The 14,792-nt window shown below is 62.8% G+C and carries 8 protein-coding genes and 1 pseudogene; 6 read left to right on the top strand and 3 right to left on the bottom strand.

Annotation, left to right across the window (positions count from 1 at the left end; translation table 11 throughout):
* Positions 1–114: 114 nt before the first annotated feature.
* Together M8523_RS27685 and M8523_RS27680 are read right to left on the bottom strand one after the other, a co-directional pair.
* Positions 115–597: pseudogene (locus tag M8523_RS27685) on the bottom strand (type IIL restriction-modification enzyme MmeI); the annotation flags it as partial.
* The gene (locus tag M8523_RS27680; protein ID WP_240319076.1) at positions 594–887 is read right to left on the bottom strand and encodes a HigA family addiction module antitoxin; all 294 of its coding nucleotides are present in this window, start codon (positions 885–887) and stop codon (positions 594–596) included. The gene M8523_RS27680 and the pseudogene M8523_RS27685, both read right to left, overlap by 4 nt.
* Before the next feature lie 334 nt (positions 888–1,221).
* Between M8523_RS27680 and M8523_RS27675 the strand changes: the two genes are divergently transcribed.
* From M8523_RS27675 to M8523_RS27655, 5 genes are all read left to right on the top strand, one after another.
* Entirely contained in the window at positions 1,222–2,478 is a 1,257-nt protein-coding gene (locus tag M8523_RS27675; RefSeq protein ID WP_282588113.1) for an ATP-binding protein, read from the top strand.
* 20 nt (positions 2,479–2,498) lie between these two features.
* Entirely contained in the window at positions 2,499–5,477 is a 2,979-nt protein-coding gene (locus M8523_RS27670; protein ID WP_282588112.1) for a TrlF family AAA-like ATPase, read from the top strand.
* 58 nt (positions 5,478–5,535) lie between these two features.
* Positions 5,536–9,522 carry an nSTAND3 domain-containing NTPase gene (locus M8523_RS27665; RefSeq protein ID WP_282588111.1) on the top strand — a complete coding sequence of 1,329 codons (3,987 nt, stop codon included), beginning with the start codon at positions 5,536–5,538 and terminating at the stop codon, positions 9,520–9,522.
* Between the two features lie 365 nt (positions 9,523–9,887).
* Positions 9,888–10,670 carry a hypothetical protein gene (locus M8523_RS27660; protein ID WP_282588110.1) on the top strand — a complete coding sequence of 261 codons (783 nt, stop codon included), beginning with the start codon at positions 9,888–9,890 and terminating at the stop codon, positions 10,668–10,670.
* On the top strand, positions 10,667–12,250 hold the full coding sequence (locus M8523_RS27655) for an LA2681 family HEPN domain-containing protein (protein ID WP_282588109.1): 1,584 nt from the start codon (positions 10,667–10,669) through the stop codon (positions 12,248–12,250). Before M8523_RS27660 ends, M8523_RS27655 begins: the two co-directional genes overlap by 4 nt.
* A 32-nt stretch (positions 12,251–12,282) precedes the next feature.
* Here M8523_RS27655 and M8523_RS27650 read toward each other — a convergent pair whose 3' ends face one another.
* Positions 12,283–13,131 carry a zinc-binding metallopeptidase family protein gene (locus M8523_RS27650; protein WP_282588108.1) on the bottom strand — a complete coding sequence of 283 codons (849 nt, stop codon included), beginning with the start codon at positions 13,129–13,131 and terminating at the stop codon, positions 12,283–12,285.
* A gap of 222 nt (positions 13,132–13,353) precedes the next feature.
* Here M8523_RS27650 and M8523_RS27645 point away from each other — a divergent pair, with 222 nt between their 5' ends.
* Positions 13,354–14,466, top strand: coding sequence for an AAA family ATPase (locus M8523_RS27645; RefSeq protein ID WP_282588107.1), 1,113 nt, complete (start codon positions 13,354–13,356; stop codon positions 14,464–14,466).
* The last annotated feature ends 326 nt before the right edge of the window (positions 14,467–14,792 follow it).

The following is a 14,792-nucleotide window of genomic DNA, read 5'->3' as shown; positions in this document are numbered from 1 at the left end:
AGCCGGCGTCGGTAAGCCGCCCAAGGACGAACGCGCGGGGGTGGCCCTTCACTATGGGGATTTGGAGGAAGCGGCGAGAGCGCGAAGGCGCCGCGGCCAGCCCAGGCTGACACTGTTCTGGTGCGGCAACTCGACGTAGAGCCGGTTAAGACGGCTCGTTGCGCGAATGTCGAAAGAGCTTTCGCGGACCTGCTTGACCGTGGTGATCCCCGCCAGCGGAAGGAAGAAGCCGAAGTGGTTCGGGAAATCGGCATAGGTGCAGGAGATCGGCGCGTCGTCGGTCGTGAGATCTTCGGCCTCGAACAGATCGCCATCCGTGGCGAGCACAAAGCGCGCCTTTGCCCGCACCGTCGCCGGGCTGGCCTTCAACGCCGCGAGCGTCCGCGTGACCTCGCCGGGTTTGCAAACGGCGATGTGGATGTTGTTCGTCTGAAGCACGCCGCCCAGATCGGACTTGTTGGACTCGCCCTTGCGCAGGCGCTTGAGCGTGGTTTCCTTATTCCCGAAGGCTTCAAGGAACGCATACGGAAACTCGTCAGCGTCGAAAGGCCGCTCCGCCAGTGCCGAAATGGCCTCTTCGATTTCGACCGCGTTCATTCGTTCTCCCCGCTTTCCGTGGTCGGCACACGGAAAGGCTCGACCTTGATCTTGTTCGCTCGCCGCATGACCTCGGCCAGCTCAAAATCGAGCTGCCGAAGCAGCCATTCGCGCGCTGAAGTGCCGAACGCCTTCTCCAGCCGAACAGCCATCTCCGGCGAGATTCCCGACCGGGCGTTCAGCAAATTGCTGAGCGTCTGTCGATCAACACCAAGGATTCGCGCGGCGTCGGTCACGCTCAACCCGTTCTTTTCAATACAATCCTGCCGGACTGTCGTTCCTGGGTGCATCGCCTGTCGATTCGCATTAGCCCTAACGGCACGAACGTATAGTGATAATCGACACTCGACAAGCGGCGCGGAGTATTTCCGACATAATCGCCACATCCTTCTGCCCTATCTGACGTAGCCGGTGATCGTGCCATCCGACGGCCTACTGCGAAGGATGCGCATCAGCAGTGCCAGCCTCCCCGCAGAAGGGGTACGTCGGTGACTGCGGCGCCGACCGGGGGAGGCTTTCCCCTCCAGGCCTTCCAGCTCGCGGCCCTGTAACTTCCAATTAGCGGACCATTGACTCCCAATCAGCCGGACCGGATAGTTCCAATCTTCCGAATTCGGAGATGGCATGTTCGAGCGGTTTGTGGAGCGACGGGCGGAGGAAGCCCTGTCTGATACGCCGGTGGTCCTGATCGTGGGCCCGCGCCGTGCCGGCAAGACCACGCTCGTCCGCAAAATGGGAGAAGCCGGGCGGACCTATATCACGCTCGACGATCAAACGGTCCTCGAGGCCGCCCAGTCTGATCCCGCCGGCTTCATCCGCGGCCTCGACCGTGCCATCATCGACGAAATTCAGCGCGCCCCTGACCTGCTGCTGGCCATCAAGAAGACGGTCGACGAGGACTATCGGCCGGGTCGCTTCCTTCTCACCGGCTCGGCGAACGTCCTGACCTTGCCGCGAGTCGCCGACAGCCTGGCCGGTCGGATGGAGACCATCCAGATGCTGCCGCTCGCAAGGGCTGAGGTCGAAGGCAGGACGCCGACTTTCCTGGAACATCTCTTCGCAGGAAAGCTCCGGAGCCAGCGGGAGGCAATCCTTGGCGACAACCTGGTCCAGCTTGTCCTGCTCGGCGGCTTCCCCGAAGCGATCAGTCGCGACAGCGAGCGCCGGCGGCAGGACTGGTCGAGATCCTATCTCACGTCGGTCCTCACGCGCGATCTGCGGGATATCGCTGACGTCGAGAAGCTGACGGAACTCCCGAAATTCGTAAGGCTGCTGGCCGAGCACTCCGGCCAGTTGGTCAACTATTCCCAGTTCGGCGCCGGCATCAACGTCAGTCACAAGACGGGGCAGCGTTATGTCGGGCTGCTTGAGCAGGTGTTCCTGATCGCGACGGTGCAACCATGGTTCACCAATGCCCTAAAGCGCATCGTCAAGACGCCGAAGCTGCACTTCCTCGATTCCGGCCTGCTAGCGACTGTGCGCGGTCTTTCTTTCGACAGGGTCAAGGCGGATCGCAGCACGTTCGGCGCGCTGCTCGAAAGCTTCGTGTTCGCGGAGGTTTTGAAGCTGATGACGGCCTCGGACCTGCGGCTGACCCCTCACCATTTTCGGGATCGGGATGGGCGCGAGGTGGACATCGTGCTGGAACGTGATGACGGGATGATCGCAGGCATTGAGGTCAAGGCGAGCGCGACGGTCAAAGCCGGTGATTTCGGCGGCCTGCGGGCCTTGGCCGAGGCGTGCGGAGACCGCTTTGCCTTCGGAGTCGTCCTCTACGACAGCCCGGATGTCGTGCCGTTCGGCGACAGGCTGGCGGCAGCGCCATTGTCGAGTCTTTGGAATGGAGCGCCGCGGACGAACAAGGCGGACAAATCAAGATAGCCGCCGGGAAAGGGGAAGCGATGCTCTGTAGAGGGTCAGAATGGCGGAGATGGGAACCGCATATCCACGCGCCTGGCACGGTCATGAACAATCAGTTCAGCGGCCTGAACGCTTGGGGCGATTATCTGACCGCGCTTGAGCAAGCGACGCCGGTCATTGAGGCGATCGCGGTCACGGACTACTATGTGACCGATACCTACGAGGAGGTGCTGCGGCACAAGGCGGCCGGGCGTTTGCCTAGCGCCAAGTTGGTCTTCCCCAACGTGGAACTCCGGCTCGACGTCGCGACGGCGAAAGGGGCCTTCGTCAACCTCCACCTGTTCGTCAGCCCGGAGGATCCGCAGCATCTCGACGAACTGCGGCGTCTGCTGTCGCGCTTGCAGTTCAACGCCATGCAGGATCGTTTCGATTGCACGCGGGCCGACCTCATCCGGCTCGGCAAGAAGGCCGATCCCAACATCACGGATGAACGGGCCGCGCTGGCCTATGGGGCCAACCAGTTCAAGGTTAATTTCCAGCAGCTCCGCGAGGTGTTCTCCGAAAGCGGATGGGCGAAGACGAACATCCTGATCGCTGTGGCTGGCGGCGCGACGGACGGCACGTCGGGCGTGCGGGAAGCTGCGGATCAGACGATCCGGCGTGAGATCGAGGGCTTCGCCCATGTGATCTTCGCGGGCAGCCCAGCACAGCGTGAGTTCTGGTTGGGTCAGAGGGATCTCGGGCCCGAAGAAATCCGCACCCGTTACGGCGGGCTGAAGCCCTGTCTGCACGGGAGCGATGCGCACAAGCTCGACGACGTGGCGTCGCCATTCGGCAATCGCTTCTCGTGGATCAAAGGCGGGCTGGAATTCGACGCGCTCCGCCAAGCTTGCATCGATCCCGACGGGCGTGCCTATGTCGGTGAGCAGCCGCCGCGCTCGGCCATGCCATCGCAAGTCATCTCGCACGTCCAAATAGCCGATGCGGATTGGGCGACCACGCCCGACATACCCCTCAATCATGGTCTCGTCGCCATCATCGGCGCACGTGGATCGGGGAAGACGGCCCTGGCCGACGTGATCGCAGCGGGAAGCGACGCGATTTCGTCGGCCGGCTGGAACGCCGATGAGAATATCAGCCCGTCGTTCTTAGCCCGGGCGCGCAAGTTGATCGGCGACGCATCGACGACGCTGACCTGGGGCGGCGGCGCGACGGTCACGCGCGCCCTGGATGGCAGCGACGCCAACGGCCATATGACCTTTCCGCGCGCCCGGTATCTCTCCCAGCAATTCGTCGAGGAGCTTTGCTCGGCCAAGGGCGTCTCCGACGGCCTGGTCGACGAGATCGAGCGTGTGATCTTCGAGTCGCATTCCCAGGACGACCGCGAATGGGCGCTCGATTTCGCCGAGCTGCGCGACCAGCAGACTTCGCGGTTCCAGCAGGCGCGCGAGCGGGAAGCCGAGGCGATCGCCGACATCTCGGACCGGATCGCCACCGAATTTGAGAAAGAAAGCCTTGTCGCGACGCTGACCACTCAAGTTGGGCAGAAGAGGAAGCTGATCACGGATTATACAGCCGATCGCGCCAAGCTCGTCGTCAAGGGCACCGAGGCGCAGGTCACTCGCCACACGCGGCTCAGCGAGGCGGCTCAGAAGCTCCGCAACAAGATCCAGTCCTTCGGCAATCAGCGCCGCACCTTCGTCGCCCTGCAGGACGAGGTTCGCAGCATGCGCGCGACGGGGGCGCCGGAGTTGCTGCGCCAAGCTCAGGCGCGACACACCAATAGCGGGCTTGACGCCAAGCAGTGGGACGACTTTCTGCTCATCTACAAGGGCGACGTCGATAAGAGCCTGACAGCCTATATCGTGTGGGCCGACGGCGAGGTCCGCAAGCTTAATGGTGCAGCGCCGCCGCCCGGCGATCCGAATGTCGCGCTGATCTCCGACACTGCCGATCTCTCCACGCTTCCGCTCGCGCCAATCGCCGCTGAAATGACGCGCCTCGAGGCGCTGTTCAGCGCCGACAAGGTCGTCCGCGATCAATACGCGGCGCTGACTGGCCGCATCGCGCAGGAGAACTCCGCGCTCCAGACCCTCGAAACCCGGCTCACCGATGCGCAAGGCGCCGCAGCGCGCCGGAAATACCTTCAGACCGAGCGCGACGACACCTATGGCCGGGTGTTCGAGGCGATCATCAACGAACAGAGTGCGCTGGCTGGACTCTATGCGCCGCTGATGGCGCGGCTTGCAGAGTCGTCGGGCACGCTCAAGAAACTCAGCTTCTCGGTTCGCAGGATCGCTGACGTTCAAGCATGGGGCTCGGTAGCGGAGGAAGAACTCCTCGATCGCCGCAAGACCGGCCCCTTTTACGGGCGGGGCTCCCTAATCGCGGCCGCCACTGAAGCGCTCAAGCCAACCTGGGAGACGGGATCGGCAGCCGATGTCCAAGCGGCAATGACGGCCTTCATGGCAAGATACCTGAGAGACCTGCTGTCGCACGCACCCTTTGCGCCGACGCAGCAGGCCGAATTCCGGGCCTGGTCAAAACGGTTCGCACATTGGCTTTTCGGCACCGATCACATCACGGTCCGGTACGAGATCTCCTACGACGGTGTCGACATCCGGAAGCTGTCGCCTGGCACGCGGGGCATTGTGCTGCTGCTGCTGTATCTGGCGCTGGACGATTCTGACGATCGACCATTGATCATCGACCAGCCTGAGGAAAACCTCGATCCCAAATCGGTTTTCGACGAGCTGGTGGCGCTGTTTGTCGCGGCCAAGGCGAAGCGCCAAGTGATCATGGTCACGCACAACGCCAACCTCGTCATCAACACCGATGCGGACCAGATCATCGTCGCAACGGCGGGTCCGCATCCTTCGGGCGGTCTTCCGCCGATCACCTATGTGTCGGGCGGTCTTGAGAGCGCGGAAATCCGCAAGGCGGTGTGTGACATCTTGGAGGGCGGCGAGGCCGCCTTCCGCGAACGGGCCCGAAGACTGCGCGTGAGGCTGGAGCGATGAGCGCGGCCGACCTCATCAGTAGGCGGACCAGGGAAACGCAGCAAACGGACGCCGAGATTTGACCGCGCTGCCTCCAGAATCTGTGGCAGGCGGCGCCAAGGCCGCACTGGACGGCTACGAGTATCAGCTCGGCGTCTCGGTGTTGGCTGCTCTGCGGTTGATGCTAATCACTAAGTCGGCGAGCCGGATCACGCTCGAACCCGCCAACGAGGAAGATCTGGAGTCGGACCTCGAACCCGCGACGCCTGGCCGTGTCCAACCTAGCGCGAACGTGGCAGACGGCTACAAGCTCGTTGTGCAGGTGAAGCTCCGCAATAGTGGCCCCTGGTCAATCACCGACTTCGAAGCGTTGCTCAGACGCGGCACGATCCGTCGACCGGCCAAACATCATCTCGACGATCCTGGCACGCGCTATCTTCTGATCACGAACGCCGACGCCAGCGGCGTGGCGCGCGACCTCTTGGTAGGGGGATTGGAGGAGTGGCCAGAAGAGCAAACTTTCCCGGCCAGCCTCTCGGGGACGTTACCCCATGGGCCGGAGGGCCGGATCGCTATCTGGGGCGTTCTCACCGAGCGTCTCTTGGACTTGGAGATCAACGACATCCTCGGCTCTCTTTTGCGGGTGCCGCAAAGCCGACAAGCCGAATGTCGCGCGCGGCTGCGCGACGAGGCTCGGCAGCGAATGCGCGGGACGAGCCCGGGTGTGTGGACGCGCGAGGACTTGCTGAGCGTCATCCGCGGCTGTGGCGGTTATCTGGCGAGCGCTCCACAACTCGAGGCGTTCGTGCCGCCGGGAAACTACCAAGCCATAAGCGACCTGCTCGAGCGGCGGAACGCCCTTGTCATCACCGGACCTTCGGGTACGGGCAAGACTTGGACGGCGCTGGCGCTGGTTGATCAGGCGCGGCAGCGGCCTTCTGCGCCTGAAATCATCCAGGTCAACGTCAACAACGGTCCCTCAAGCATGCGGACGCTGACCGACACCGGCCCGAAGCTCTTCTATGTCGAGGATCCGTGGGGGCAGTATAGCTTGCGGGGCGGCGCCGACGTCTGGACCGAACAACTGCCGAGGCTGCTGCGCGAGGCGCACGCTGGGCATCAGTACGTCATCACCTCGCGTACCGACATGCTCGGCCAGGCCAAGGCCGACGAGGGTCTCAAGCGTTGGACCGTGGTGCTAGACGCCGACCAATACCGGGATGGCGAACTCGCGGACATCTACGACAAACGCTTGGAACTCCTGGCGACGGAGCTGCAGGCCAAGGCCCTGGATTTCCGGACGGACGCCTTGGAAGCGCTTGAAACACCATTCGAGATCGACCTGTTCTTTACGTACATGGCCGACGGCCCTGAGCCGGGCGAGGTCGACCCCGCCTTCTTTCGGCGGATCCTCGCGCTGGCTCATCGCGATGCTGTGGAAGGCGTGGTCGTTTCTTATCTGAATGCCAGTGATCGGACCGGCTGGTCGGCAATCATCTGGGCACTGCTGGCGGCCAGATCGCAATTTGACCGCGGCCAGTTGATCGGGCTTAGCCGACAACTGCGGATCACGGACCCGACTTTTTTCGATGGGCTGGAGAAGCTGGTGAATCGGCTCGTCGCGACGCGCCATCTGCGCCAGCCCGGCCAGACCGTGAGCTTCTCACACCCGAGCGTCCGCGCTGGTTTCGAGATATTCATCAAGGAGAATTGGGCGCGAAGCGAAGCGGCGTTGACGTCGATGATCTCCGCCCTAACCCAGCTCGGCGGTTCGCAGCGAGACTGGGCGCTCGAGACCGCCGCGCGTTCGCTCAAGGCGATCGCCGATCTCGTCGCCGCCGCCGAAAATCTCGGCTTGGAGTTTGAGGCTGATGGCACCAGTCGGGCTAGGATTGACGCTTGGCTGGAAGAGAGCTTGGTCGATCCGCGAGCCGATTTCCGGCCCGTGCTGCAACTGGCGTCCGACGTCGGCACGCAGAACTCCACCCCATCCGAACTCGCGCGCTGGTTCATTAAGGGTATACGGCGCGGCGGGCAGTTCTTCCTCGACAGATGGCAGCCGCCGAGCTTCAACGACGCTTGGTATGAGCGCGTCTCGACCGACGCTCGGTCGTTCATAATCGCGGATCGGTTTGTCCGTGAGCAATTGCCTGAGGACCGGGACGGCTTCGGCGATAACTTTCCACACAAGCTCGATCGGATCGCGACTGGCCTCACGCCGGCCTTCCTCGCGGCGGCGCGCCAATTGGTTGGCTCCGGCTTCGACAGAAATGTCAGCGCGGTGGCGGCTGGCGCCGTGCGAGACCTCGATCGCTATGAAGAAGTGCTCGAGGCAGCGCTCGATGAGCTTGCGAGGCTTCACCGTTTTTATGAGCGAGAAGGCAAGGAACAATGGCGTGCGATCGAAGACGGGGAATGCGACGCGGCCGTTGAGGAAGGCTATCAATCTCAACATGAGGACGATGGCTATGGGGCCGGCATTTTCGTTGATGCCTATGTAAGGCAGGTCAGATCGCTCGGCCGGTGGCGGAGCCTGACAGAGCATCCGCGGATATCCGAGCTGTGCCGCGCCTGGGCGGACGAGGTCGTTCGAGAAAGCGGTTCGGTCTCACTGGAAGAAGTTCGGGCCGTCATCTCCGTCGCGGCAAACAACAATGGCGAAGATCGTGCCTGGGAGGCCGCGCGCGAGCACTGGCAAGCTCCGCTCTCCTCAGACCTTCAACAGCGGATTCTTTCCAATCCGAGTGATGAGAGCTTGCGCGGTGCGCTCGCCTATTGCGCCTTGATCAAGGCGCCGGCCGCGCTTGCGCAGTGCTTCGAGCGATTGGCCGAAACAACCGCATCTTTTGTGCATCTGCTGGTGGACACGCATGCAGCGCAGCGCCGCATTTCGAGCAAGACGCGGGCGCGGCGGATACGATCTCTCCTGGCGAAGCTTCCGGGTGTGGCCGTCGAGATATTTCAGGCCCTATCCGTGAATGACAAAGCCGCATCGGCTGTCGGCCAAGAGGCCCTGTCCCTGCTGGACCAAGCGGCAGAAGCAGCGACGCCGTCAGTACTCGACGAGATCGTGCCGATAATGATCGCCAATAGCGGCATTCCGTCAGCGGCTATCCGACGTTGGCTTGTTGAATCCACGGACCATCGACTCGCAAAGGCCGCTGCCGAAGCTGCGATCCTTATCAAGGACGACGCGTTGGTATGGCTCGCGCTTGACCATAGTCGAGCGGACGCCCGTGAGGCTGCCCTTCCGTATCTCGCCGCGCGACTGCCAGACCCGCTGCCCCCGCGCCTCCTGGACTTCTCGTCCGATCCGGGTAGCCGGGTCCGGCGCGCCCTGCTCCGCATTCTTGCGACGCGGCGGTGCGCCGAGCATCAGAGCGTGCTCCGCAAACTGATCGATGATGATTGGTCGGATGCTGAAGCGTTCCACAACGAAGAGCCATCCTATCCCATCGCGCGTGAGGCGGTGGCCGGGCTGGCCGCCTACGGCAACCTTTCGGACGACATTGGTGAGGCCTTATTGTTGAGGGCTGAACGCACAGACGACCGCTCGCTTGGCATGGTGGCGTTAGAGACCGCCGCGCAATGCTGCAGTCCCGCCATACGCAAGAAGATCTGGGCTCTTTCCTTCATCGACCAAGCCCGCTGGGTCAGGGTCGACGCCATAGATGCCCTGAGTCAGGCCGATGTCGTCGAAAGCGAGATTCTCGACGCCATCACCGCCAAACTCCTCCTACGATTAGCGCCGCCCTTGGCCGCTTCCGCCAGCGTTTTGCTCGCGACTCATGGTCGGGTCGAGGCCGTGGTCGAAGCGATGGAGCGAGTTGCATATTCGACCAAGCGGCGCGCGCTATTGCTCCTTGGCGTCTGTGGCCTAGCCGCCCGCGACCGCCCAGCCGCGCTCGGGCTGCTGGCGTTGCTCGGATCAGATCACCCCGCGCGGCGGCTGCTCGATCTGGGCGATGACGAACGGTTGCCGAAAGCAGTGCTCGACGATCTTGGCCATATTCGCATTCGTAAGGCCGTGTGGAGTTGGCTCGACGACAAAATCGCAAAGGACTGAAGCCAGGCGCTCGGGCTCTGGGAGAGCTCGAGCGCAAAAATGATGAACGGAGATGTCGCGTGACGCGGCCACCAAAGCATAGCAATCCGCCTGAGAAGGCCTTCGACCTGCTGGCTTTGGCCGCGGCCTTTGCTCAGCGGCATGGGTTGGACCTCAACGATCCGGGGTTGGTCGAGCGATTTCTCGCCGATGCGGCTGGTCGCCTAAAGGCCGCGCTTGCCGATCCAACTCTTCTTAATGGCGCGCGAACTGAGCGTATGTTCGAGGCAACGGTCCTCACCCTTGGTCGCTTCCGACTGTTCAAGACCGAGGATGTTGGGCGGGTCCACGCCGCGACGCCCCTTCGTGCCGCGGACTATCGGGTCGTGCTGGACGACGGCGACCAGTGGCTCGTCGAGGTCAAGAACGTGCGCTGCGAAAATCCGCAGAAGCAGCGAACGACAATGTCCGCCGCCTATGTCGCTTCGCTGCAAGCCTATGCCGACGCGGTAGGCGCTCCGTTGCGGCTTGCCCTTTACTGGTCCCGCTGGAACCTGTGGACTGTCATTGCACCAGATCGTTTCCGCCGGCCTGACGGCGGCCTTCGCGTCACGATGATGGAAGCGGTCATGGCCAATGAGTTTGGCCGCCTGGGCGACGTGTCGATTTGGACAAAGCCGCCCCTACGGCTCGTCCTTGACGCCGCGACCGATAAACCTCGTAAGCTCAGCGCCGAGGGGTTAGCAGAATTCATCATTGGATCAGCGCGGGTCTTTAGCGGCGACATCGAATTGACCGATCCGCGGGATCGCCGCCTTGCCGAGATACTCTTCCTCTACGGCGAGTGGCCGGCGGAGGGGCCGTTGGCCATCATGGGGGATGACGGCATCGCAGGGGTCGAATTCGTAGCCGCCCCGGAAGAGCCTTCCGATCAGGGCTTTGATGGGATTGGTTGGGCAAGCCGGATCTTCACGCGGTATTTCGCGACCCGGACGGTGGACGGCGACCAGGTCATCCAACTCAATGGCGCGCCGGTCCCGGAATGGTTTGCACCGCTCGCCGCTTGGGACTTCAAACGCAGCCAACTTCCGCTCTGGCTCCTCCACCAGCAACCATCGAGTGCGGCGCCGCCGGACGAAGAGCATGGCCAGCGCGGAGTTGGCTCATGAAGCGCGCGCCAACCTATAGGAGCCTGATGGCCAGTGCTGGCATCGGTCGGCTTTCGACAGATGACGCGTTCCTCCGCACCGGAATCCTGATCGACATGTGCGCGGCGCCGCGGCGCAAGGCCGGAATTGCGAGGGCGCTTGCCTGGTGCGACGAGTTAGAGGCCCGAGACCTAACCGCAGCCGAACGCGGCCAGTTGGACTACTTCCGCGCCAATGCTTGGAACACCCGTCGGCCGCGGCGCCGGAGCGGTGATGTCTGGTTATGGGACCAGCCGGCGATTCAGCAGGAAATTTTCTTCCTGCGCCGCGCCACCAGCGCCGAAAGCTTCTCAGCGGTCGAGCACTATCGTCGATGCGAGATCCTAACCAATCTCGGAAATCTGCTGAGCCACCTCGGGCGCTCGATTGAAGCATTGGAGATCTGGAGACGAGCGCTGGGGGTTGCTCCCGAATTTTGGATGGCCCGCGGCAATCTCGGATCAGGCTTGGCGCGCCTTGGCCGGCTTCACTACGACCGCAACCAAGGTGCGGTCATGCTCCTGTCTGCGCACAAAGAACTCGTGCGCGCCCTGGGGGACGCTGAGAAGTATCCGATTTTCGGCTTTCCCGAAGCGCGCGCCCACTTCGAACAGCAACGCTGCGACATCGAGGCGAACGTCAACCTATCTGCCGTCGCGGAGAATTTCGAACCTGACGGCTACGCAGTCGGCCGATCGAAACGGGAGCGCCAGTATCGCTTGTGGAGTCTGCGTCACGACTTGTTCCTGCACCTCCTTAATGAGCTAGGCCCCGACACCGTGGCGGCACATGATCCACTGGTACTGCCGTCATTTGTAACGAAACTCGGGGAGCCGCCAGTGTTGATCGGCTATTTCAATCAGCTAAAACAGGAGTTCGTTTCAGCGCGGTGGGCGTTCTTCGAGGGTATCCAGGACGGCCCTGCGCACCTATCGGACAACGGCGTCCTCTTGATCAACACGCTCGACTATCCGAGCTATGGTCTCAGTGCCGAAAAGATTCGAACGGCCTATCGAACCGCGTATTCGTTGTTCGACAAGATGGCCTTTTTCCTAAATCACTATATGGCGCTCGGACACGCCGATCAGGATGTCTCCTTTCGGGCAGTGTGGCGCCCGAAAAAGGGGAAGGGGCCACGCGGGATCCTCGCCGCGCTTGCCGCATCGAAAAACCTGCCCTTCCGCGGCCTCTACTGGGTCAGTAAGGACCTTTTCGAAGAGGCTTTTGCCGATGTGGCCGATCCGGACGCGCGCGCTCTGCACGAACTGCGCATCCACCTCGAGCACCGCTATGTGAAGGTTCACGAGCTGATGGCCGGCCCGGCGGGGCGTCAGAAGGCGGCAGGCGATTTGTTCGTCGACACGCTAGCCTATTCGATCTCGCGTTCAGATCTTGAGGCCCGCACTCTCCGGCTGCTGAAGCTTGTGCGCGCAGCGCTTATCTACCTCTGCCTCGGGATGCATTGGGAAGAACGGCGGCGCATGAAGCGGCGCCGAAGTAAACGGCTCATCGCAAGCCAGTCGCTTCCCACGGTCGAAGACCGATTCAAGCGTAAGTATTAGCTCTTGGCCGATCACTCCACTCTACAAGACGTTCACTGTGAGCGCTGCATCTCTTGGAATCGCTCCCGAAACCCGAGCGGAACAGCAGCGGGCACTGCATCGCACGCCGCGAGAAGAATCGTTCCAATCTTGCGCCACCCTGTTTGAGCGCTCGCGTACGCCTGTTCGAGTGCCGGAGCCGTCAGCGCGGGTGCGCGAATCAAGAATCGGCTTTCCGCAAGCCGAAGCCAGGCGCTCGTTACCAAGTGCGCCACATCGGCGAGGACCAAGAGACCGGCGGCTGCTCTTGGCAGCACATTGGTCCAATAGTTGTGGATCGTCAGCAGCTCTGCCGGACGTGTCGCGGCGTCGATAGAGATCCTGATCGACGCGACCGTCTGCCATGGCCAAGCCAGCGACGTATCGCGCGCCGAGAAGCGCAGCACGGGCACCTCGTGCACCGACCCGATGGCCGTCGGGCCCGGGCGGAAGCGGGTCGCACGCTCCCGCAGGGCCGAGAGCACCCCGTCGACGGCCTCGCGGCAAAGAGCATCGAACGCGTCGAGGACACTCGCGGGCGTCCGAGGCACGATGTTGACGTTGAACGCGGCATAGACGGTGGCGGGGGTAGTCACATCGTACCCGCCCCTCCCATCGCGCAGGATCAACAGGCTCGGCGGGGTTGCGGGACCCGCAAGGTGATCGGTCAGCTCGACGGCCCATTCCGCGCGGCTCACGATGGCAGCCGCCAGCACCGCCGCATTGAGGCTCGCTTGCGGGAAGCCCGCGTGGGTCGGCAGGCCGACCACGAAGGCCGTTGGCAGGAGCTTGCCGATGGTGCCCAAGGCGACGCTGCGGCCCACAGACCCGTCGCCGTCGTCGGCGATGGCGTCGAGGTTCACAGCGGCAATGCCAAGGCTGAGCAAGCAACGACTAGAAAAATGTAACAACGAACTTCAGGAAGCTCATCGAACCTGCTGATACGTTCTGTGCGATCAGGTTTCGCACGTGACGGAGTTCAGCATGGAGGTGCCGACGAGCGGCGCGAGCGCAGAGAGGGGAGAGGATCCAGTTCTCTCCCCGTCATTGACCACGATGGCGGACCCCGAACGAGTCGTTATGTTGTGAGTGACGCAGCGTCGCCCTCCAAAAAGTTCGAGCTCGAGCCCTTGGCTTCGATCGACATTCCTGACGGCAGCCCGTGGCTCGTGAAGAACATGCTGCCGACCCGAGGCATGGTGGTGATCTACGGAGCGCCAGGAACCGGCAAAAGCTTCGTCAGCCTCGATCTGGCTCTGCATATCGCGGCTGGCCGACGATGGGCCGACCGCCGGGTCCGTCAAGCCGGGGTCGTCTATGTGGCAGCGGAAGGCGGCTTTGGCCTGCGCAAGCGGATTGTCGCCGCCATCGCGCATCATGGGATCGATCCGACTGTGCCCTTCGCGCTGGTCACCGCTGCCCCCAAACTCGGGACTGCATCCGGGGACGCTGACGCCCTTGTCGCAGCCATCCGGAAGCAGACGGCCCGCTTCAGCGTCAAACCCGGCCTCGTCGTTCTCGACACGCTGGCGCGCAGCATGACGGGGTTGGACGAGTCGAACGCCGCCGGCATGGGGCTGTTCATTGAGACCGTCGAGAAGATCGGACGCCAGCTCGACGCGGTGATCGTCCCCGTCCACCATGCCGGCAAGGATCCGGCCGCCGGCATGCGGGGGTCGTCAGCCTTGAATGGTGCGGCGGACGGGGTCTGGCGCGTCGAACGCGACGGGCCGCGCAGAACCATCACGATCGAGAAGTCGAAAGACGATCAGGATGGCGAGGTCCTGCCCTTCGGACTTGTTCGGAGGGAGCTGGGTGTCGATGACGACGGGGACCCGATCACGACCTGTGTCGTGGATCTCGAGACTGACGATGCGCCGCCCTCCGGTGGCGTGCCCGCAGCTGCCACCGTCTCGGGCCAGCGGGAGGCCGTCCTCAGCGCATTGCGCCATGCCATCGCAATCGAGGGGAGACCCTCTCGCAATAGGGCGATCCCCGTTGGCATGACGGTCATCAGCAAATCCAAGCTGTGGCCGTTCCTTGAACCGATCGGCCTCGGCACGAGCAGCAAGAAGAGTTTAGATGCGACCCTCAACCGCCATTTGCGGGACCTTGAGGAGATCAAGATGATCGGGAGGCACGATGACTGGATCTGGTTGCTGGCACCGGTTGAGAGTGAAGGTTCGACCGTCGTCTGAGTGGGTGATTTAACCAGAAAAGCAGAAAGTTCACCCGGAAACACTGTCTTTAGTTAGAAGACAGTGTTTCCGGAGTTTTTTGGGGCCGGATTGTCGTCGGTTCCGACCGTCTGAAGCCGGACAATTTCGGGCCCTGGCGCAGCCTGTGAGACCAGACATGGAGGCCGCGGAAGATCGTCGGCTTCTGCAGGGCGGGGTCATCCACGAAGTGTGTGATCCTTTCGCATCCGTGATCACCTCACGCGGTCCACGTTTCGAGCGACCTCGGCAATGCGCCCGCTCTCAGTCGAAGAGGGCATGGAGGGGCAGCGCCATCTCGCACTTGG

Source organism: Lichenifustis flavocetrariae (assembly GCF_026130545.1).
GTDB lineage: Bacteria > Pseudomonadota > Alphaproteobacteria > Rhizobiales > Beijerinckiaceae > Lichenihabitans > Lichenihabitans flavocetrariae.
Note: the sequence above shows the minus strand (reverse complement) of the source record. Positions and strands in the feature narration are given on the sequence as shown.

Bases quoted from the DNA above. Each gene is read 5' to 3' on its own strand.
- M8523_RS27680 (WP_240319076.1), bottom strand. From the start codon at position 887: ATGCACCCAGGAACGACAGTCCGGCAGGATTGTATTGAAAAGAACGGG.
- M8523_RS27675 (WP_282588113.1), top strand. From the start codon at position 1,222: ATGTTCGAGCGGTTTGTGGAGCGACGGGCGGAGGAAGCCCTGTCTGAT.
- M8523_RS27670 (WP_282588112.1), top strand. From the start codon at position 2,499: ATGCTCTGTAGAGGGTCAGAATGGCGGAGATGGGAACCGCATATCCAC.
- M8523_RS27655 (WP_282588109.1), top strand. From the start codon at position 10,667: ATGAAGCGCGCGCCAACCTATAGGAGCCTGATGGCCAGTGCTGGCATC.